The following is a 20,416-nucleotide window of genomic DNA, read 5'->3' on the forward strand; positions in this document are numbered from 1 at the left end:
GTCAAGACTTTGACACGGCAAATCCTATTGCCGTGAAGCAGTTCACCATTTCGCGTGTTTATAAAAGAACTTCGTTATGCACACGTGACGAACTGCTGGCGCATGAAAACCGATGTAACTAGCGGACGCGACAAGGGTTTCGCGCGCGCAAAGAAAAACCCGCCGGCAACGCGGCGGGTTTTCCATACGCGATGGCATTGCGCCGTGCGCGCAATGCTGCGATCAGCCGCACCACACCCGTGCGTTGCGGAACATGCGCATCCACGGCGAATCACCCTGCCACTCGGCCGGTGCCCAGCTCAGGTTGAGCGCGCGTGGGGTACGTTCCGGATGCGGCATCATGATGGTGACGCGGCCGTCGGTGCTGGTCAGGCCGGTGATGCCGTCCGGCGAACCGTTCGGGTTCAGCGGGTACTGGCTGGCAACCTTGCCATTGCCATCGATGTAGCGCAGCGAGACACGGGCCGCGGCCTGGTCGACGGCGTTGTCGAACACGGCCTGGCCTTCGCCATGCGCCACCGCCACCGGCAGGCGCGAACCGGCCATGCCACGCAGCAGGATCGACGGCGACTCCACCACTTCCAGCAGTGCGGTACGCGCTTCGAACTGCTCGCTGGCATTGCGGCGGAACTGCGGCCAGTGCTCGGCACCCGGAATGATGTTCTTCAGCTGGCTCATCATCTGGCAGCCATTGCACACGCCCAGCGCGAAGCTGTCTTCGCGTGCGAAGAACGCGGCGAAGGCATCACGCAGTGCGCTGCGCTCCAGGATCGAGGTAGCCCAGCCACGGCCGGCACCGAGCACGTCGCCATAGCTGAAGCCACCACAGGCCACCAGGCCGGTGAAGTCCTGCAGCGCCACGCGGCCTTCGATCAGGTCGCTCATGTGCACGTCGAAGGCGCGGAAGCCGGCGCGTTCGAAGGCGTTGGCCATTTCGATCTGGCCATTGACGCCCTGCTCGCGCAGCACGGCCACGCGCGGGCGCGCACCGCTGCTGATGAACGGTGCGGCCACGTCTTCGTTGAGATCGAAGCTGAGCTTCGGCTTCAGGCCCGGTGCGTTGAAGGCACGTGCCACCTCGCGCTCTGCGTCGGCATTGGCCGGATTGTCGCGGCGCTTCTGCATCGCGTGGGTAACCGACCACCACGCGTCGAACAACGCTTCCCAGCGCCATTCGGCCAGGTTTTCGCCACCCAGCGACACGCGCACCACCGGTGCGGTGGTCGGCTTGGCGATGCGCTGCGCGCATTCGGTCAATGCATGGCGTTCGACAAGGTCGGCAAACGCGGCGCGGTCTTCGCGTGCGATCTGCACCACCGCACCCAGTTCTTCGTTGAACAGGCTGCGGAACGGATCGTCACCCCAGGCATCGAGGGTGATGTCCAGGCCCAGGCGCGAGGTGAAGGCCATTTCGCACAACGCGGCGAAGGCACCGCCGTCGCTGCGGTCGTGATAGGCCAGCAGCAGGCCGGACTGGCGCGCATCGCGGATCAGTTCGAAGAAACCCCGCAGGCGCTGCGGATCGTCCAGGTCCGGGGCGGCACCGGCAAAGGCCGGCAGTTCGCTGTGGTCGGCATGCACCTGGGCCAGGATCGAACCACCCAGGCGTTGCTTGCCGGCCCCCAGGCCGATCAGCCACAGCTCGCTGTCCACCTCCCGGTCGAGCAGCGGGGTCAACTGCTGGCGCACGTCGGCCACCGGCGCGAACGCCGAGATCACCAGCGACACCGGCGACACGCTCTTGTGCGCCTCACCCTGGTCGTGCCACTGCGCCTGCATCGACAACGAGTCCTTGCCCACCGGGATGCTGATGTCCAGCTGCGGGCACAGCTCCATGCCCACTGCCTTCACCGCGTCGTACAGCAGTGCGTCTTCGCCCGGGTGGCCGGCCGCGGCCATCCAGTTCGCCGACAGCTTGATCTCATCCAGCGCATCGACCGGCGCCGCGCACAGGTTGGTCAGCGCTTCACCCACCGCCATGCGTGCCGAAGCAGCCGCATCGAGCAGGGCCAGTGGGGTGCGCTCGCCGATCGACATCGCTTCGCCGGCGACGCCGTCGAAGTCGGCCAGGGTGATCGCCACGTCGGCCACCGGCAGCTGCCACGGACCGACCATCTGTTCGCGTGCGGTCAGGCCACCGACGCTGCGATCACCGATGGTGACCAGGAAGTTCTTCGAGGCGACCGTCGGGTGCGCGAGCACGCGCAGGCCGGCTTCCTGCAGATCCAGGCCACCGGTCTTCAGCGCCGGCCAGCGCGGTGTCGGCGGGTGCGCAGTGTCGCGGTGCATCTTCGGCGGCTTGCCGAACAGCACGTCCATCGGCAGGTCGATCGGTGCGTCGGCCGGGGTGTGGCCCGGCACGGCGCCATAGGCCACCACCAGATGTTCCTCGGCGGTCGCCACGCCAACTGCAGCGAACGGGCAGCGCTCACGAGCACACAGCGCGGCGAACTCGGCCAGGCGCTCCTGGGCCACGCCCAGCACGTAGCGTTCCTGCGATTCGTTGCACCACAGCTGCATCGGCGACAGCGACGGATCATCGGTGGGCACCTTGCCCAGATCGATCACGCCGCCGACCCTGGAGTCGTGCAGCAGTTCGGGGATGGCATTGGACAGGCCACCGGCGCCGACATCGTGGAAGAACTTGATCGGGTTGTCGGCGCCCATCGCCACGCAGCGGTCGATGACCTCCTGGCAGCGGCGTTCCATTTCCGGGTTGTCGCGCTGCACGCTGGCGAAGTCCAGGTCCTCGGCGCTTTCACCGGAGGCCACCGAACTGGCGGCACCGCCGCCCAGGCCGATCAGCATCGCCGGGCCACCCAGCACGATGACCGCATCACCGGCCTGCAGCGGGATCTTGTCGACCTGCACGCGGTCGATCGCGCCGAGGCCACCGGCCAGCATGATCGGCTTGTCGTAGGCGCGCACCAGACCGGCGCCTTCGGGCAGTTCGAAACTGCGGAAGTAGCCGAGCAGGTTCGGGCGGCCGAACTCGTTGTTGAACGCCGCGCCACCGAGCGGGCCGTCGGTCATGATTTCCAGCGCCGGTGCCATGCGCGGGTTCAGCGCGCGCGGCGCCTCCCACGGCTGCGGCAGTTCCGGAATGCGCAGGTGCGAAACCGAGAAGCCGGTCAGGCCGGCCTTGGGCTTGCCGCCGCGGCCGGTCGCGCCTTCGTCGCGGATCTCGCCACCGGCACCGGTCGAGGCGCCCGGGAATGGCGCGATCGCGGTCGGGTGGTTGTGCGTTTCCACCTTGATCTGGAACGCGCTGGGCACCTGCGGCTCGCGGCGGTACTCGCCGCTGGCCGGATCCGGGCGGTAACGCGACGCCGGATGGCCTTCAATCACCGCGGCGTTGTCGCTGTACGCGCTGAGCGTGTGCTGCGGGGTCTGCTGGTGCGTGTTCTTGATCATCCGGAACAGCGAGCGGTCCTGCTCCTGGCCGTCGATGGTCCAGCTGGCGTTGAAGATCTTGTGGCGGCAGTGCTCGGAATTGGCCTGCGCGAACATCATCAGTTCCACGTCCGACGGCGACCGGCCCAGCGCAGTGAAACGCTCGCGCAGGTAGTCGATCTCGTCCTGGGCCATGGCCAGGCCGAGGCGCTGGTTGGCGGCCTCCAGCTGGTCCACCGGCACGCGCTCCAGTTCACCCCGGGCCGGTGCCGAGAACAGCGCCTGGCCCTGTTCCACGGTCTCCAGCACGGACTGCGTCATCGGGTCGTGCAGCGCCTTGACCAGCGCCTGCTGGGCGGCGGCATCGGCCGGCCAACCCTGCACGTCGATGCGCAGGCCACGCTCGACCCGGCTGACCGGCTGGCCGGCACCTCGGACCAGTTCGGTGGCCTTGCTCGACCACGGCGACAGCGTGCCCAGGCGCGGCACCACGATGCGGCTGACTGCGCCTTCGGCCACGGCTTCGGCCTGCGGCGCCGCTTCGAGGATGCGGCACAGCGTGGTCAGGTCGGGGGCGGCGCTGCCTTCGGGCTGCACGAAGTAGACGTGCCAGGCACCGCTGATGCGCAGGGAGGGAGCGATGGACTGCAGGCGGGATTCAAGACGTTCGCGGCGGAACGGCGACAGGGCGGGCGCGCCCTCGAGGACCATCATGTCCGGGGAACCGTAGTTGGGAAACGGGCCCGACATTGTACCGGAAGCGGGGGAAGGGCTCTGGCCGGGCGGCGCCCGGCACCCGCCGAGGCCAGGGCAACGGCAACAGCAACAGCAACAGCAAGAGCTGGCTTCCTGTGGGCTGGCGGGCCAGCAGGACACGCCGTAAACCCATCAATGGGGGCTCGATGGCGCCATCCATGGCGCCAACGGTCCTGCTGGCCCCCACCCCCCCGCCCCCGACAGATTTCCGCGATCTGCGGCCATGCGTGAATGCTTCCCGGTAGTGCCGGCCGCTGGCCGGCACCCAGGAAATGTCAGAAATCAGGCATTGAAGAGCGCAGCGACCGGCTTTTGCCTTTGTTTTTTTCTTCTGTCTTTCGTGGCTGGCCGCGCAGGAACCTGTCCGTGGCCGGGCGGGTGGGCTGCGCAGGGGCGTGAGCCGCATGGATGCGGCGACCGAGCTTACATGGACGTACTTGCAGCGTCCCCTGCGCAGCCCACCCGCCCGGCCAACCCCCAGAAATCCGCTGTTCGCGGAAAGCCCCAGCCACGAGGGGCTCCGCCGATGGCCGCCGACCGCGCGCAGCGCGCTCTCCGCCCGATTCCCCGAACCATGCGCTTGCTCACGGATTGACCACACGATTGATGACAACGTTGTCCCTACCTGGCGCCGGACTCTCTCCCCGGCCTCCCAGGTACCTCCGTCCGGCCCCTCCGTCGCCTTCCCCGGCGATGCCCGGACCTGCGTCACGCGCGGCGCCATCGGGGCCCGCGCGCCCTTTGATCGGAGACTTACCCATGTACGACCCGATTGTGCGCAGTGCCGAACGTTCGACCCGAAGCTGTCGTCCCCGCCGCCTGGCCTGGCTGCTTGCCTTGGCCGCCGGTGCCGCCGTCCTGCCCGGCCTGGCGCAGGCCGCCAGCTGTGCCGGGGTGGCCGAATGGGACCAGGCCAAGATCTACCGGGCCGGCGATACCCTGCAGAAAGGAGGCGTCCTCTATCGGGCGAACCAGGACATCTGGAACGCGCCGCCGGACCATCCGGCCGGCGCGCCCTACTACACCAACCTCGGCGCCTGCGATGGCGGCGGCGCCAACCAGCCGCCGGTGGTCAGCCTGACCTCGCCGGCCAACGGTGCCACCTTCAGTGCCGGCAGCACGGTGAACGTGACCGCCACCGCCAGTGATCCAGACGGCAGCGTCGCCAAGGTCGAGTTCTTCCGCGATGGCAGCACGCTCGGCGTGGCCACCAGTGCGCCGTATGCGGCCAGCTGGGCCAACGCCAGCGCCGGCAGCCACACCCTGCGCGCGGTGGCCACCGACAACAACAACGCCACCACCAGCACGGCGACCATCACCATCACCGTCAACGCCGCCAGCGGCGACACCACCGCGCCGAGCGTGCCGGGCGGGCTGGCGGTCGGCACCCGTACCGCCAACAGCATCGCGCTCAGCTGGAGCCCGTCCACCGACAACACCGGTGGCAGCGGCGTGGCCGGCTATGACGTGTACCGCAACGGCAGCCTGGTCGGTTCACCGTCCAGTGCCAGCTACGTCGATGGCGGGTTGACTGCATCCACCACCTACCGCTACCGCGTACGCGCCCGCGACAATGCCGGCAATGCCTCAGCGCAGGGCACCGAGATCAGCGCCACCACACTGGCCGGCGACGGCGGAACCACCGGCAAGCGGGTCATCGGTTACTTCACCCAGTGGGGCATCTACGGCCGCAACTACCGGGTCAAGAACATCGACAGCAGCGGTTCGGCCGCGCGCCTGACCCACATCAACTACGCGTTCGGCAACGTGCGCAACAACCGTTGCGAAGTGGGCGTCACCCAACCCTCGGATCCGAACAGCGGTGCCGGTGGCGATGCTTTCGCCGACTACACCAAGGCCTTCAGTGCCGCCGAGAGTGTCAGCGGCAGCGCCGACACCTGGGACCAGCCGCTGCGCGGCAACTGGAACCAGCTCAAGCAGCTCAAGGCCAAGTACCCGAATCTGAAGGTACTGATCTCGCTGGGTGGCTGGACCTGGTCGCGCGGCTTCTCCAGCGCAGCGCGCCCGGAGAACCGCCAGGCCTTCGTCGCCTCGTGCATCGACGCGTACATCAAGGGCAATCTGCCAGTGACCGACGGTGCCGGTGGTGCCGGTGCCGCGCTGGGTGTGTTCGACGGCATCGACATCGACTGGGAATACCCGGTGGCCTGCGGCATCGACTGCGGCAAGCCGGAAGACAACGCCAACTTCACCGCGCTGATGGCCGAGTTCCGCCGCCAGCTCGATGCGGTGCGTCCGGGCCTGTTGCTGACGGTGGCGGTGGGCGCCGGCATCGACAAGATCCGCGTCACCGATCCGGCCGCGTACCACCCGTACCTGGACTACATCAACGTGATGACCTACGACTTCCACGGCGCGTGGGATGCGAAGACCAATCACCAGTCGGCGCTGTTCGATTCGCCCAATGATCCGTCCACCGGCGACCAGAAGCTGTACAACAGCAACGACGCCATCGAAGCCTTCATCAGCCGCGGCGTGCCCGCGGCCAAGCTCAACCTGGGCATCGGCTACTACGGGCGTGGCTGGACCGGTGTGGCCAACGCCAACAACGGCCTGTACCAGACCGCGACCGGCGCTGCCCCGGGCACGTATGAAGCCGGCATCGAAGACTGGAAGGTGCTGAAGAACCTGGCGTGGCCGGGCTACACCGACAACACCGCAGGTGCCACCTGGATCTACAACGGCAGCACGCTGTGGAGCTTCGACACCCCGGCCAACATCACCCGCAAGATGGGCTACGTGAAGACCCAGGGCCTGGGCGGCGCGTTCGTCTGGGAGTTCAGTGGTGACGATGCGCAGGGCACGCTGACCAAGGCGGTCAGTGATGGCCTGAAGTAAGAAAAAAGCCGGGGGTGCTGCGCGCCCCCGGCTTCCTACCTGTAGAGCCAAGCCCATGCTCGGCTGCGGAAACATCAGCCGAGCATGGGCTCGGCTCTACAGAAACAAGGTCGGTCGCGTCAGCGCTTGGCCGACAGCTTTTCCAGCGCCGCACGCAGCTGTGCCGGCGGCAGGTAGCCCCCCAGCTGGGTGCCGTCCGGCGCGAAGATCGCCGGCGTGCCGTTCACGCCCAGCTGCTGGCCCAGTGCGTACTGCATCGCCACCGGGTTGGTGCAGTTCTTGGCCGGCACGCTGCCACCGCGCTTGGCGTTGGTCAGTGCCTGGCGGCGATCAGCCGCACACCAGACCGAGATCATGTCGGTGTAGTCCTTGCTGCCGAGGCCCATGCGCGGGAATGCCAGGTACTCGACGGAGATGCCGTTGCGGTTGAGCTCGGCGATGTCCTGGTGCAGCTTGCGGCAGTAGCCGCATTCGATGTCGGTGAACACGCTGATGGTGTACTTGGCGTTCGGTGCGGCAAACACGATGCGGTCGCCATGGTTGGCCTTGGCCAGCAGATCGCGGCGGTAGCCGAGCAGGCCTTCGCTGTTGGCCGGGCCCTTGGCACGGGTGTCGTAAGGCTGCGACTGGAACAGGTAACGGCCATCATCGGACACGTACAGGAGCTGGCCGGAGACCACCACTTCACGGAAGCCCGGGAACGGTGCGGCACCGATGTAATCCACCTGGAAACCGGGATTGAGCGCGGTCAACGCGGCACGTACCGCCTGGTCGGCCGACGCGTTGGCGGCGGGGGCGGCCTTGGCCGCAGCGGCAGCAGCAGGCGCCTTGGCGGCCGGCGGGGCCGGCTGGGCGCAGGCGGTCAGGCTGAGCGCACCGAACACGGCGGCGATGGCAAATCGGAGCATGGAATGATCCGCGACAGAAGAAGACCCTGGATTCTGACACAGCCGGCGGTACCGGACAGCGGCACCGCCCATGGTTTGTGGCCGGGATTCAGGGGCCTGCTCAGCCGCGCGGATGGTGGCGGGCGTGCAGCTTCTGCAGGTGCTCGCGCGCTACCAGGGTGTAGATCTGGGTGGTGGACAGCGAGCTGTGGCCGAGCAGCATCTGCAACGCGCGCAGGTCGGCACCACGGTTGAGCAGATGGGTGGCGAAGCTGTGGCGCAGGCCGTGCGGGCTGATCCGCGCCGGGTCGATGCCGGCCACCTGCGCATGGCGCTTGACCAGGTGCCAGAACGCCTGCCGGGTCAGCGCATGCAGCGACGGCTCGATGAACAACGGCGTCTGCCCATCGGCCAGCGCCTGCACCTTGCCCTTCCCGACCAGCTGCGGCCGCGAGTGCTGCAGGTAGCGCTCCAGCCAGTGCTGGGATTCCTCGCCCAACGGCACCAGCCGTTCCTTGCTGCCCTTGCCGGTGACCCGCAGCACGCCCTGGCGCAGGTTGACCGCAGTCGCGGGCAGCAGCACCAGCTCGCTCACGCGCAGGCCGGCGGCGTACATCAGTTCCAGCATGGCGCGATCGCGCAGGCCCAATGCGCTGTCGGTATCGGGCGCTGCCAGCAGCGCGTCGATCTGGCTTTCGGCCAGCGCCTTGGGCAGCAGCCGTGGCAACTTCGGCGGGTCGAGCAGCGCGCTGGGATCCTCGCTGCGTTCGCCGCGGCGCACGCCATCGGCGAAGAACGCCCGCAACGCCGACAGCAGGCGCGCATTGCTGCGCGGCGACCAGCCATGCCGGGTGCGCCAGGCCAGATACTCGAACAGTCCGGGGCGCTCGATGCCGGCCAGGCCACCGTCGCGCCCATCCATCCAGCGCGCCAGCCCTTCCAGATCGCGCCGGTAGCTGTCGAGGGTGGCGCGGGCCAGGCCGTTCTCGGCCCAGATCGCATCAAGGAAGCGCTGGATGCGTGCGCTGTCGTCGGCGCGCAGTTCGGGCAGTTGCTGGACCAGCTGGCGGCGTTCGGCGGGGGTGGAAACATGGGCCATGCGTGCAGGATACGGGGGCCACTGCGGGCACGGCCAGCTTTGCGTATGCTCGACGCATGTCCCAGCCTGCCACCGACACGGCCTCTGCCGCTGCTACCGAAATGCCTCATCCGCGCGCATTGTTGCTGTGGCGCATGCTGGCAATGGTCTACGACGCACTGCCGGTGCTGGCACTGTGGATGCTCGCCGGCACACTGTTCACCCTCGCCTACACCCTCAGCGGCCACGCGCAACGCGAGAACATCGCGCCATTCAGTGCCTGGCAGTGGCTGCTGTGGGCGGTGTGCTGGGCGATCACGGGGTGGTACGCCACGGCCAGCTGGCGCCGCGGCGGACAGACGCTGGGCATGCGTCCATGGCGGCTTAAAGTGCAATCGAGCGATGGCACGCCACTGCGGCGCAACCAGCTGTGGCTGCGCTTTGCGGTAGGTACGCTGTCACTGCTGCTGGGCGGGCTGGGATTCTGGTGGGCGTGGGTCGACCGTCAACGCCTGACCTGGCACGACCGCGCCAGCGGCACCCGTCTGGTGCGCATGCCGAAACGGTGATGCACGATCTGTAGAGCCGAGCCCATGCTCGGCTGGCAGGCGGTGCGCAAAAAGCAGCCGAGCATGGGCTCGGCTCTACAGAATCCAGCACGCTGGGCCGGGATGCTGGTGGTCCTGGCTCGGATGCCGAAGCGGTGGATTGCCCCGGTAGCGCCGGGCATGGCCCCGCGCTACCAGAATCAACCCGACTTGCGCCGGAACAACAGTCCGGACACCGCCAGCATCACGATCGGCGGCAACGCATAGGCAATGCGGTAGTCGAACTTCAACGCGCCGGCCATGCGCCCGAAGAACAGCTGCAGCAGCCAGAAGCCCAGCGCGAACAGGATGCCCAGGAACAGGCGCTTGCCCATGCCGCCGCTGCGCAGCGAACCAAACGCGAACGGCACCGCCGCCAGGCATAGTGCCAGCACGTTCACCGGGTAGAACCAGCGGCTCCAGTAGACATCCTCGAAATCGCGCGCATCCAGCCCGTTGCGCTGGCGGTAGGCAATGCTGGTGCTCAGCTCGGCAACGCTCAGGTTGCGCGGCTTGGCGATGCCGGTAGCCAGTGCCGCCGCATCGAGATTCGAGTTCCACGGCTCGCGCGCCACTTCCTGGCGGGTCGCCGAACGCTCGCCGAAGGTGTCGCGACGCACCCCGGTCAGCACCCAGCCGTCCTTGTCGTGCTCGGCGGTGGCGGCATGGGTCAACGAGGCGATCCCTCCGTCCCCGGCAATGCGGTAGAGACGCACGTCGCGCAGGATCAGGCGGGTGCCCTTGTCACCGACCAGCTGCTCCTCGCCGCTCTGCGCGTTGAGGAAGGTATCGCCTTCGCGTGCCCACAGGCCGGAGTAGCGGCTGGTCGCGATATCCCGGCCCCACTTGGCGCTGGACTTCAGCGCATCGGCGCGGTCCTGGCCCCAGGGGCCCAGCGTCTCGGCGCTGAGCACCATCACCGCGGTCAGCAGTGACAGCGCGATCGCCACCGAAACGCTCAGGCGCTTGCGCGACAGGCCCAGTGCACGCAGCGCGGTCAGTTCAGAGGTCGCTGCCAGCTGGCCCAGGCCCATCAGTGCGCCGATCACCGCGGCCGTGGGGAACATGGTGTAGGCGCGGCGCGGCACCGTGTACAGCACCCAGGCGGCGGCATGGCCCAGCGTATAGCCGTTCTTGCCGATGTCCTTGAACTCGCCGGAGAAGGCCATCACCACGTCCAGGCCGACCAGCACCGCCCAGGTCAGCAGCACCGTGGTGAACACCGACCGGCCCAGGTACAGGTCGAAACGCATCGGGCGCAGCCTCATGCGCGGGCTCCCTTCGGGTGGCCCAGGCGGCCATCACGTGCATACATCCAGATCGCCAGCGCCAGCAGCGGCACCGTCAACCACCACAGGCCCAGCGCGGCCGGAATCTTGCCGTTGGCAATCCAGCCACTGCCGATGAACATCAGGTTGGTACCCACCATGTAGGCCATCAGGGCCAGCATCATGCGGCCATAGCGCTGCTGCCGCGGCGAACTGCGGCCCAGCGGCACGGTCAGCAGGGCGAACGCCAGCGCGATCAGCGGCGGTGCGATGCGACGGTGCAGCTGCGCCTGCGCCTGCGGGCGCGCATCGCCGATCAGCTTCAGGGTCGGCATCAGTTCCGGGTCGTCCTCGGTGCGGGTCTGTGCGCCGTCGGGCAGGGCCACGTCATTGCGGGCGAAGGTCGCCAGCCGGTAGTCGAGCCCACCGGCCACGGGCCCTTCCACCTGGTGGCCATCATCCAGTTCCAGGAAGCGCTGGCGGGTGCCCTCGAAGTACATGCGGCCACTGTTGGCCGAAACCACTTCCAGGCGATCATCCTTCTGCCGCTGCAGGAACACCTTGCCCAGCTGGGTGCCGTCGGGCGAGATCGAGGACAGGTAGACCACGCCGCCGTTGGGCAGCGGCGTGAAACGGCCCGGCTCCAGGCCGGCCATCAGCACGCTGCGGTTGGCCTCGATGACCATCTGCTCTGCCACCCGGCCGGCCCACGGGCCCAGCCACAGCGAGCAGGCGCCGACCAGCAGCACCACCGGCACCACCAGCATCAGCAGCGGCCGCAGCAGCCGCTTTGGGCCTACCCCGATCGCGGTGATGACCGCCATCTCCGAGTCGCGGTACAGGCGGGCGATGGCCAGCAGCAGGCCCAGCATCAGCGCCAGCGGCAGGATCAGCGGCAGGTAGGCGATGAACTGCAGGCCCAGCTGCGAGAACAGCAGCTTGGCCGGCAGGCGCCCGTCGGCGATGTTGCCGAGGATGTCCACCAGCACGCCGCCCACGCTGACCACCAGCAGGACGATCAGGGTAGCCAGGAAACTCTGGACGAAATCGCCCAGCAGGTATCGGTCGAGCTTCAGCATGGGGCGGTGGTTTAAACTCTGGGGTTCGTTCGCGGTGCCGCCCAGTCTACTGTCTGGGCGTAAACGGCCTGCGATTGTACGGACTCGCCAATGGAATCTGCTCAATGGCCCTCGAATTCACCCTGAACCACGTTGCTCCGGCCGCCGCCACCGTTGATTGCCTGGTGGTCGGCGCGTATGCCGACCATACCCTGACCCCGGCCGCGCAGGCGCTGGATGCCGCCAGCGGTGGCCGCCTGGCCGCCCTGGCCCAGCGTGGCGACCTGTCCGGCAAGACCGGCGCCACCACCCTGCTGCACGACCTGCCGGGCGTGAGCGCGCCGCGCGTGCTGGTGGTCGGCCTCGGCGACGCCGCCCGCTTCGGCGTGCCGCAGTACCTGAAGGCCGTGGGCGACGCCGTGCGTGCTTTGAAGGCCGGCGCTGCCCGCAGCGCACTGTTCACCCTGTCCGAAGTGGCGGTGAAGGACCGCGACGCGGCCTGGGCGATCCGCCAGGCGGTGATCGCCGCCGATCACGCCGCCTACCGCTACACCGCCACCCTGGGCAAGAAGAAGGCCGACGACGCCGGCCTGGCCCAGCTGGCCATCGCCGGTGACGACGCGCAGGCCCTGGCCCAGGGCCAGGCCATCGCCGCCGGTGTCGAGTTCGCCCGCGAGCTGGGCAACCTGCCGCCGAACTACTGCACCCCGGCCTACCTGGCCGAGGTGGGCGTGAAGTTCGCCGGCGAGCATGACGGTGCCGAAGCCGAGATCCTCGACGAGCACCAGATGGAAGCGCTGGGCATGGGCTCGCTGCTGGCCGTGGCCCGTGGCTCGGCCAACCGCCCGCGCCTGGTCGTGCTGAAGTGGAACAATGGCGGCGACGCCAAGCCCTACGTGCTGGTCGGCAAGGGCATCACCTTCGATACCGGTGGCGTCAACCTGAAGACCCAGGGCGGCATCGAGGAAATGAAGTACGACATGTGCGGTGGCGCCAACGTCATCGGCACCTTCGTCGCTGCGGTCAAGGCCAAGCTGCCGCTGAACCTCGTCGTGGTGGTCCCGGCGGTGGAGAACGCCATCGATGGCAACGCCTATCGTCCGTCGGACGTGATCACCTCGATGTCGGGCAAGACCATCGAAGTGGGCAACACTGACGCCGAAGGCCGCCTGATCCTGTGCGACGCGCTGACCTACGCGCAGCGCTTCGAGCCGGCCGCGTTGGTCGACGTCGCCACCCTGACCGGTGCCTGCATGGTCGCCCTGGGCCACCAGACCGCCGGCCTGATGAGCAAGCACGACGACCTGGCCAACGAGTTGCTGGCCGCCGGCGAGCAGGTGTTCGACCGCGCCTGGCGCCTGCCGCTGTGGGACGAATACCAGCCGATGCTGGATTCGACCTTCGCCGACGTCTACAACATCGGCGGCCGCTGGGCCGGTGCGATCACCGCCGGCTGCTTCCTGTCGCGCTTCGCCGAAGGCCAGCGCTGGGCCCACCTGGACATCGCCGGCGTGGCCAGCGATGAAGGCAAGCGCGGCATGGCCACCGGCCGCCCGGTGGGCCTGCTGAGCCAGTGGCTGCTGGACCAGGCCGCCCGCGCCTGATGCCGTACCCGACCCTGGCCGGCAGACGCCGGCCCGGGCCTCGCCCGGCACCGCCGGAACCCTGCCTGCCCCGGACCCTGCCATGCCCCGCGCCGACTTCTACCTGATCGCCAAGCCCCGTTTCCTGACCGAGCCCCTGCGCCTGGTCTGCGAGCTGGCGCGCAAGGCCAACGATGCCGGGCTGTTCACCCTGGTACTGGCCCGCGACCAGGCCCAGGCCGAGGAGCTGGACGAACTGCTGTGGGCGTTCGACAACGATGCCTACATCCCGCACCAGATTGCCGGCGAAGACATGGACGAGGAAGAAGCCCTGGTGCTGATCACCGTGCCCGGCACCGAGGCACCGGTGCGTCCGCTGGTGATCAACCTGCGCGACGAGCCCTGGCTGGGCCAGTGCGAGCGCGTGCTGGAAGTGGTTCCGGCCGATCCGGAAGCGCGCGAACCGCTGCGCGAACGCTGGCGCCAGTACAAGGCCGCCGGTTACGACCTGAACAAGCACGACATGTAAGCGCGCCCCGGTCCCTTGATGGGCCGCCGCCGCGCCCTGATCCTTCAACGATTACCTCCTGGTTCCCCCGCATGACCCAACTCGCCTCCAGCTACGACCCGACGTCCTTCGAGACCGACCTCTACGAGGCCTGGGAGAAGGCCGGCCACTTCAAGCCGTCCGGCACGGGCGAGCCCTACACCATCCTGCTGCCGCCGCCGAACGTGACCGGCACGCTGCACATGGGCCATGCGTTCCAGCAGACCCTGATGGACGCGCTGGTGCGCTACCACCGCATGCGCGGCTACGACACGCTGTGGCAGGTCGGCACCGACCACGCCGGCATCGCCACCGAAATGGTGGTCAGCCGCAACCTGGCGCTGGAAGGCAAGGGCGAGACCCGTGATTCGCTGGGCCGCGAAGGCTTCATCGGCAAGGTCTGGGAGTGGAAGCAGCAGTCCGGCGACACCATCGAACGCCAGATGCGCCGCCTCGGCACCTCCGCCGACTGGTCGCGCAGCACCTTCACCATGGACCCGCAGCCGTCGGCGGCGGTCAACGAAGCCTTCGTGCGCTGGTACGAGCAGGGCCTGATCTACCGTGGCCAGCGCCTGGTGAACTGGGACCCGGTGCTGAAGACCGCCATTTCCGACCTGGAAGTGGAGAGTGCCGAGGAAGACGGCTTCCTGTGGTCGATCGCCTACACGTTGGATGAAGGCCTGAGCTACGAGCACGTCGAGCGCGATGCCGACGGCGTGGAAACCCTGCGCGAAATCCGCGACTACCTGGTCGTCGCCACCACCCGTCCGGAAACCCTGTTGGGCGATACCGCAGTGATGGTGCACCCGGAAGACGAACGCTACGCGCACCTGATCGGCAGGAACGTGGTGCTGCCGCTGACCGGCCGCCGCGTGCCGGTGATCGCCGACGACTACGTGGACCGTGCGTTCGGCACCGGCGTGGTCAAGGTCACCCCGGCGCATGATTTCAACGACTACGAAGTGGGCGTGCGCCACAGCCTTCCGATGATCAACCTGTTCACGCCGGTGGCAGCGCTGAACGAAAACGCGCCGGAGCGCTTCCAGGGCCTGGACCGCTATGAAGCGCGCAAGGCCGTGCTGGCCGAACTGGAAGACCTGGGCATCCTGATCGAGACAAAGGCGCACAAGCTGCAGGTGCCGCGCGGTGACCGTACCGGCCAGGTGATCGAGCCGTACCTGACCGACCAGTGGTTCGTGAAGATGGACGACCTGGCCAAGCGTGGCCTGGAACTGGTCGAGGACGGAAGTATCGCCTTCGTGCCGCCGAACTGGATCAACACTTACCGCCACTGGATGAACAACATCCAGGACTGGTGCATCAGCCGCCAGCTGTGGTGGGGCCACCGCATTCCGGCGTGGTTCGACGAAGCCACCGGCAGCTGCTATGTCGGTCGCAGCGAAGACGAAGTGCGCGCCAAGAACAACCTCGGCAGCGACGTGGTGCTGAACCAGGAAAGCGACGTGCTGGAGACCTGGTTCTCCTCGCAGCTGTGGCCGTTCTCCACCCTGGGCTGGCCGAATGAGCAGGCCATGGCCGAGCGCGGCTTCGACCGCTACCTGCCATCGTCGGTGCTGATCACCGGCTTCGACATCATCTTCTTCTGGGTGGCGCGCATGATCATGGCCACCGACAACCTGGTCGGAAAGATCCCGTTCAAGGACGTCTACTTCACTGGCCTGATCCGCGACGGCCAGGGCCAGAAGATGTCCAAGAGCAAGGGCAACGTGCTCGACCCGCTGGACATCATCGACGGCATCACCATCGACGACCTGGTCGCCAAGCGTACCGGCGGCCTGATGCAGCCGAAGATGGTGGAGAAGATCGAAAAGGCCACCCGCAAGGAATTCCCGGACGGCATTGCTGCCCACGGTGCCGATGCGCTGCGCTTCACCATCGCCGCGCTGGCCACCCACGGCCGCGACATCAAGTTCGACATGAACCGCGCCGAGGGCTACAAGAACTTCTGCAACAAGCTGTGGAACGCCAGCCGCTTCGCCCTGATGAACACCGAAGGCGCTGCGTTCACCGGCGTGCCGAAGCCGCGTACCGATGCCGAGCGCTGGATCCTCGCGCGCCTGGCCGCCACCACCGCCGAAGCGCAGGGCCATTTCGCCGCCTACCGCTTCGACCTGCTGGCGCAGTGCCTGTACGAGTTCGCCTGGAACGCGTTCTGCGACTGGTTCCTGGAACTGAGCAAGCCGGCACTGAACGGTGCAGACGCGGCTGATGCCGAAAGCACCCGCCACACCCTGCTGTACGTGCTGGAAGCGCTGCTGCGCCTGCTGCACCCGCTCACGCCGTTCATCACCGAACAGCTGTGGCAGCAGCTGGCCCCGCGCCTGGGCCTGACCGAAACCACGCTGTCGCTGCGCCCGTACCCGACCGCCGCCGAGTTCGAAGGCGATTTCGCCCAGGCCGAGGCCGACGTGGAATGGCTGAAGGCGGTGATCAGTGCCGTGCGCCGCGTGCGCAGTGAGCTGAACGTCGCGCCGTCCAAGCTGGTGCCGCTCCGCCTGCAGGCCGGCCTGGCGCAGGACCGCGTGCGTATTGAACGCTTCAGCGCCTCGCTGTCGTTCCTGCTGAAGCTGGACAGCGTCCAGTGGCTGGCCGAAGGCGAAAGCGCACCGCCGGCGGCCGCCGCGATCGTGGGCGAGCTGAAGCTGCTGGTGCCGCTGGAAGGCCTGGTCGATCTGGACGCCGAGCGCGCACGCCTGGACAAGGAGATCAAGCGCGTGGAAGGCGAGCAGGAAAAGAGCGAAACCAAGCTGGCCAGGTTCACCGACAAGGTTCCACCGGCGGTGGTCGAGCAGGAGCGCGTGCGATTGGCCGACTGGAACACCCAGCTGGCCGGCCTGCGCGAACAGCGCGCGAAGCTGTAACACCTCGCCCTGGTGGGTGCCAACCAAGGTTGGCACCCAGCAAACCCGGAACATTTTCCCGGCATGGCATCATCACCGGATGCCGCTTTCCATCTTCCTGCTGGTCCTCGCCGCCGCGGCACTGCATGCCAGCTGGAATGCAATCGTCAAACGCGGGCCGGACAAGTTCCTCGGCACCGTGCTGGTGACCGGCAGCGCTGCGCTGCTGTCGGCGGTGGCCCTGCCCTTCCTGCCGTTCCCGGCCGCGCAAAGCTGGCCCTGGCTGGCTGCGTCCGTGCTGCTGCAGGTGACCTACTACGGGCTGGTCGCACGCTGCTACCAGCGGGTCGACATGAGCCTGGCCTATCCGCTGATGCGTGGCAGCGCGCCGATCCTGGTCGCACTGGCGGGCTCCCTGCTGGGCGAGCAACTGCCCCCGGCGGCGTGGCTGGGCGTGGTGCTGGTGAGCACCGGCATCCTGTGCATGGCACTGGGTGCACGTGGCGGCCAGCTGCGCCTGCCGCTGCTGACTGCGGCGATGATCGCCACCTACACCCTGGTCGATGCGCACGGCGCGCGCCAGTCCGGCAGCGCGCTCAGCTACACGCTGTGGTTGTTCCTGCTGTCGGGCATTCCGCTGCCGCTGTGGGCGTTGTACACCCGCGGCGGCGCGGTATTGGACTATGCGCGGCAGCATTGGCCACTGGGCCTGGCCGGTGGCGTCGGCACCACCGCCTCCTACGCGATGGCGTTGTGGGCCATGACCCAGGCACCGGTGGCGATGGTCTCGGCGCTGCGCGAATCCTCGATCCTGTTCGCGTTGCTGATCTCGGTATTCGTGCTGCGCGAGCGGATTCCGCGTGCGCGCTGGCTGGCAGCGGCGTTGATTGTGGGTGGCGTGCTCGCACTGCGGATGGCGTGAGAGAAGCGTGCCAACCAAGGTTGGCGGCTAGCGGTAGTGCCGGCCGCTGGCCGGCACCCTTCTCCGTCACAACGGCGGCATCGCCTGCAGGTCACCATCGACCAGCTCGATCGCCATCACCACCGCGTCCTCGCGGCCCTGTGCGGCCGGGTAGTAGCGCGGGCGGCGGCCGATCTCGTTGAAGCCTTCGCTGTGGTACAGCGCCAGCGCCGGCGTATTGGACGGACGCACTTCGAGGAACACACGCTGTGCCCCCCGGTCGCCAGCCAGCTGTACCAGCGCGCGCAGCAGTTGACGACCCAGCCCACGCGACTGCGCCAGCGGATCGATGCAGATGTTCAATACATGTGCCTCATCGGCCGCGATGCTGAGCACCCCATAGCCGATCAACTGGCCATCGCGCTCCATGGCCAGGCCGGGATAGCCCGCACGCAGGCAATCGACGAAGATGCCGCGGGTCCACGGAAACGGATACCCGCGTACCTCAATCGCCATCACCGCGTTGAGGTCACTCTCGCGCAGCGCGCGCAGGCTGACCGGACCAGGCTGGCTGACCGCACTCACGGTGCGCCCCGCTTGCGCAGGGCACGCAGCTGCGGCCACAGCGCGCGCTTGGCGGCGGGATCCTGGCGCAGCTGGTCCAACGGCCAGCTGTCCATCAGCGCCTGCGTGGCCGGATCATTGGGATTGCAGCCGGACGCGCGCAGCAAGGCGATCTGCAGGCGATCCGGCAGCCGCACCACCGGCTGCCGGGCATTGCCGCCGGGCAGCGGGCGGGCCGCCGCCGGCGCGGTATCCGGTGCGTTGACCGGGGTCTGGCGACGTGGTGGCGCCTGGCGTTCCTGCCGGGAAACCGGTGTTGGCGCAGCCAGAGGTTCGCGCGCGGGCGCGGTGGGTGCCCGCGCCTGCTCCACCGCTGGCGCGGCAGCCGCCTCGGCTTCGGCCACGCTCAGCTGCAGCGCGGCGTCCAGCTCGGCGGCCAGCTGGCCGTCGTGATAGACGGTGTAGCCCATGGCCTGCAGCCAGGCCTGCTGGGCCGGAGACCACAGCACGGGCAGGTCCTGGCTCACGCGGCCTCGGGCTTCTTGCGCAGGCGCTGCACGGCCCACATCACCGGGCCGGACAGGGCGTACAGGATGCCCACCGCGAACAGCACGCGCGGCAGGTCGATCACCGCGATGGCGATGGCCACTGGTACCAGGGCCAGCACCAGGAACGGCACGCGGTCGGAACGGGTACCCTTGGCGCCGCCGCCCTTGAAGCTCCAGAAGCGGATGCGGCTGACCATCAGCAGCGCCGCGATGATCGTCACCGCCAGCGCCACGTAGCGCAACTGGTTGCCGTCCCAGCCCAGGTTGCCATCTGCGAACGCCCAGACGAAGGACATCATCAGGCCGGCCGCGGCCGGGCTGGCCAGGCCGACGAACCAGCGTTTGTCGACCACCGCCACCTGGGTATTGAAGCGGGCCAGGCGCAGTGCCGCGCAGGCCGCGTACAGGAACGCTACGGCCCAGCCAACGCGGCCGAGCAGCGGATCGTCGAACTTCAGCCACGACAGCGACCAGTGATACATCACCAGCGCCGGAGCCATGCCGAAGCTGACCAGGTCGGCCAGCGAGTCGTACTGCACGCCGAATTCGCTGCTGGTGCCGGTCAGGCGCGCCACGCGCCCATCCAGCCCATCCATCACCGCCGCCACGAACACGGCGATGCTGGCGTTGACGAAATCCCCATTGGCCGCGGCGATGATCGCGTAGAAGCCGGCGAACAGTCCGGCAGTGGTGAACAGGTTGGGCAGCAGGTAAATCGTGCGCGAACGCGGCGGCGGTGTGATCGGGTCCATGGAATCCAGTTTAATCGACTTGCCAGTGCTCGGCGCCAATGCTGCAATCGGCGTTCTACGCCCATTCCGCGGAGTTTGCCATGCGTGCCCTGTCCTGCCTTGGATGCCTGCTGCTGGCCAGTGCCAGCGCCGTGGCTGGCCCGGTCTATAAATGGAAGGACGCCCATGGCGTGACCCAGTACTCGGAGACCCCGCCGGCCGGCAAAAAGTACGAGACCCGGGAGCAGGCGCGCAGCCCGCAGACTGCGACCAGCACCCAGACTCCGGCTGCACCGGTGCCCGAGCAGTGCAGCACCGCCCGTGCCAACCTGGCCTTGCTGGATGGTGGCGGCCAGGTGATGCAGGACGCCGATGGTGATGGCAAGGCCGATACCCCGTTGAGCCCGGAGCAGCGCACCGCGCAGAAGGGGCTGGCGGAGGCCGCGATCAAGGCGTACTGCCCACCGGCAAGTTAAGGGGGTCGGCAGGGCTGCGCCCTGCACCTGCAGAGGCTGCATGCAACGGCAACGGCAACGTCAAAAGCGGGCATTCCGTGTAATGGCGGGGCGGTGTCGGATTGCGGGGACGCCGCAAGTACGTCCATGTAGGCTTGGCAGCCGCATCCATGCGGCTGACACCTCGCAATCCGACACCGCCGCACCCCCGACAGATTCCCGGTGGCCAATAGATCCACGCCATGCGTGGATGAAATCTGTCGGATCTCGAATTGAATCCGGGGTCAGATCCGTTTTCCTGCGGAAAACGGATCTGACCCCAGGAGCCATTCCGACAGCT

At 67.9% G+C, this 20,416-nt stretch carries 15 protein-coding genes; 7 read left to right on the top strand and 8 right to left on the bottom strand.

Annotation, left to right across the window (positions count from 1 at the left end):
- Positions 1-222: 222 nt before the first annotated feature.
- The gene (gene purL / locus AC5P8J_RS14195; protein WP_227853661.1) at positions 223-4,107 is read right to left on the bottom strand and encodes a phosphoribosylformylglycinamidine synthase; all 3,885 of its coding nucleotides are present in this window, start codon (positions 4,105-4,107) and stop codon (positions 223-225) included.
- A gap of 801 nt (positions 4,108-4,908) precedes the next feature.
- Between purL and AC5P8J_RS14200 the strand changes: the two genes are divergently transcribed.
- Complete coding sequence (locus AC5P8J_RS14200) at positions 4,909-7,008, top strand: glycosyl hydrolase family 18 protein (protein WP_197576101.1); 2,100 nt, start codon at positions 4,909-4,911, stop codon at positions 7,006-7,008.
- Between the two features lie 119 nt (positions 7,009-7,127).
- On the opposite strand, the gene AC5P8J_RS14205 is transcribed toward AC5P8J_RS14200, so the two are convergent.
- Complete coding sequence (locus tag AC5P8J_RS14205; RefSeq protein ID WP_021203463.1) at positions 7,128-7,916, bottom strand: DsbC family protein; 789 nt, start codon at positions 7,914-7,916, stop codon at positions 7,128-7,130.
- Between the two features lie 100 nt (positions 7,917-8,016).
- Positions 8,017-8,994 carry a site-specific tyrosine recombinase XerD gene (gene xerD, locus AC5P8J_RS14210; RefSeq protein WP_021203464.1) on the bottom strand — a complete coding sequence of 326 codons (978 nt, stop codon included), beginning with the start codon at positions 8,992-8,994 and terminating at the stop codon, positions 8,017-8,019.
- Positions 8,995-9,050: 56 nt separating this feature from the next.
- On the opposite strand from xerD, the gene AC5P8J_RS14215 reads away from it, so the two are divergent.
- A complete protein-coding gene (locus AC5P8J_RS14215) occupies positions 9,051-9,542 on the top strand; it encodes an RDD family protein (protein ID WP_021203465.1) in 492 nt (163 codons plus the stop codon).
- A gap of 179 nt (positions 9,543-9,721) precedes the next feature.
- Here the strand turns inward: AC5P8J_RS14215 and lptG are convergent, their stop codons facing one another.
- Entirely contained in the window at positions 9,722-10,828 is a 1,107-nt protein-coding gene (gene lptG / locus AC5P8J_RS14220; RefSeq protein WP_134731792.1) for an LPS export ABC transporter permease LptG, read from the bottom strand.
- The gene (lptF, locus tag AC5P8J_RS14225; RefSeq protein WP_019660993.1) at positions 10,825-11,907 is read right to left on the bottom strand and encodes an LPS export ABC transporter permease LptF; all 1,083 of its coding nucleotides are present in this window, start codon (positions 11,905-11,907) and stop codon (positions 10,825-10,827) included. Before lptF ends, lptG begins: the two co-directional genes overlap by 4 nt.
- A gap of 104 nt (positions 11,908-12,011) precedes the next feature.
- Here lptF and AC5P8J_RS14230 point away from each other — a divergent pair, with 104 nt between their 5' ends.
- The 4 genes from AC5P8J_RS14230 (at position 12,012) to AC5P8J_RS14245 (ending at position 17,799) form a co-directional block, all read left to right on the top strand.
- Positions 12,012-13,490 carry a leucyl aminopeptidase gene (locus tag AC5P8J_RS14230; RefSeq protein ID WP_021203467.1) on the top strand — a complete coding sequence of 493 codons (1,479 nt, stop codon included), beginning with the start codon at positions 12,012-12,014 and terminating at the stop codon, positions 13,488-13,490.
- 82 nt (positions 13,491-13,572) lie between these two features.
- Positions 13,573-13,998, top strand: a complete 426-nt coding sequence (locus tag AC5P8J_RS14235) for a DNA polymerase III subunit chi (protein WP_021203468.1) — start codon at positions 13,573-13,575, stop codon at positions 13,996-13,998.
- Positions 13,999-14,069: 71 nt separating this feature from the next.
- Positions 14,070-16,898: a valine--tRNA ligase gene (locus AC5P8J_RS14240; protein WP_227852426.1), complete on the top strand. Its 2,829-nt coding sequence runs from the start codon at positions 14,070-14,072 to the stop codon at positions 16,896-16,898.
- A 79-nt stretch (positions 16,899-16,977) separates the two neighbouring features.
- Entirely contained in the window at positions 16,978-17,799 is an 822-nt protein-coding gene (locus AC5P8J_RS14245; RefSeq protein ID WP_021203470.1) for an EamA family transporter, read from the top strand.
- A 66-nt stretch (positions 17,800-17,865) separates the two neighbouring features.
- Here AC5P8J_RS14245 and rimI read toward each other — a convergent pair whose 3' ends face one another.
- Genes rimI through pssA form a run of 3 tightly spaced genes read right to left on the bottom strand, consistent with a single transcriptional unit; the run spans position 17,866 to position 19,642 of the window.
- On the bottom strand, positions 17,866-18,363 hold the full coding sequence (rimI, locus tag AC5P8J_RS14250) for a ribosomal protein S18-alanine N-acetyltransferase (RefSeq protein ID WP_019660988.1): 498 nt from the start codon (positions 18,361-18,363) through the stop codon (positions 17,866-17,868).
- Positions 18,360-18,869, bottom strand: a complete 510-nt coding sequence (locus AC5P8J_RS14255) for a hypothetical protein (RefSeq protein ID WP_058980477.1) — start codon at positions 18,867-18,869, stop codon at positions 18,360-18,362. The genes rimI and AC5P8J_RS14255 overlap by 4 nt, the downstream gene beginning before the upstream one ends.
- Positions 18,866-19,642, bottom strand: coding sequence for a CDP-diacylglycerol--serine O-phosphatidyltransferase (gene pssA / locus AC5P8J_RS14260; protein ID WP_019660986.1), 777 nt, complete (start codon positions 19,640-19,642; stop codon positions 18,866-18,868). Before pssA ends, AC5P8J_RS14255 begins: the two co-directional genes overlap by 4 nt.
- Before the next feature lie 80 nt (positions 19,643-19,722).
- On the opposite strand from pssA, the gene AC5P8J_RS14265 reads away from it, so the two are divergent.
- Entirely contained in the window at positions 19,723-20,097 is a 375-nt protein-coding gene (locus AC5P8J_RS14265; RefSeq protein WP_031270259.1) for a DUF4124 domain-containing protein, read from the top strand.
- Positions 20,098-20,416 lie beyond the last annotated feature (319 nt).

Source organism: Stenotrophomonas sp. YJH_SMC_37 (assembly GCF_059370035.1).

Excerpts from the sequence above, each read along its gene's own strand:
- pssA (WP_019660986.1), bottom strand. The coding sequence starts at position 19,642 with ATGGACCCGATCACACCGCCGCCGCGTTCGCGCACGATTTACCTGCTG.
- AC5P8J_RS14245 (WP_021203470.1), top strand. The coding sequence starts at position 16,978 with ATGCCGCTTTCCATCTTCCTGCTGGTCCTCGCCGCCGCGGCACTGCAT.
- xerD (WP_021203464.1), bottom strand. The coding sequence starts at position 8,994 with ATGGCCCATGTTTCCACCCCCGCCGAACGCCGCCAGCTGGTCCAGCAA.
- AC5P8J_RS14205 (WP_021203463.1), bottom strand. The coding sequence starts at position 7,916 with ATGCTCCGATTTGCCATCGCCGCCGTGTTCGGTGCGCTCAGCCTGACC.
- AC5P8J_RS14230 (WP_021203467.1), top strand. The coding sequence starts at position 12,012 with ATGGCCCTCGAATTCACCCTGAACCACGTTGCTCCGGCCGCCGCCACC.
- AC5P8J_RS14265 (WP_031270259.1), top strand. The coding sequence starts at position 19,723 with ATGCGTGCCCTGTCCTGCCTTGGATGCCTGCTGCTGGCCAGTGCCAGC.
- lptG (WP_134731792.1), bottom strand. The coding sequence starts at position 10,828 with ATGAGGCTGCGCCCGATGCGTTTCGACCTGTACCTGGGCCGGTCGGTG.
- AC5P8J_RS14200 (WP_197576101.1), top strand. The coding sequence starts at position 4,909 with ATGTACGACCCGATTGTGCGCAGTGCCGAACGTTCGACCCGAAGCTGT.
- lptF (WP_019660993.1), bottom strand. The coding sequence starts at position 11,907 with ATGCTGAAGCTCGACCGATACCTGCTGGGCGATTTCGTCCAGAGTTTC.
- AC5P8J_RS14235 (WP_021203468.1), top strand. The coding sequence starts at position 13,573 with ATGCCCCGCGCCGACTTCTACCTGATCGCCAAGCCCCGTTTCCTGACC.
- AC5P8J_RS14240 (WP_227852426.1), top strand. The coding sequence starts at position 14,070 with ATGACCCAACTCGCCTCCAGCTACGACCCGACGTCCTTCGAGACCGAC.
- AC5P8J_RS14215 (WP_021203465.1), top strand. The coding sequence starts at position 9,051 with ATGTCCCAGCCTGCCACCGACACGGCCTCTGCCGCTGCTACCGAAATG.
- purL (WP_227853661.1), bottom strand. The coding sequence starts at position 4,107 with ATGATGGTCCTCGAGGGCGCGCCCGCCCTGTCGCCGTTCCGCCGCGAA.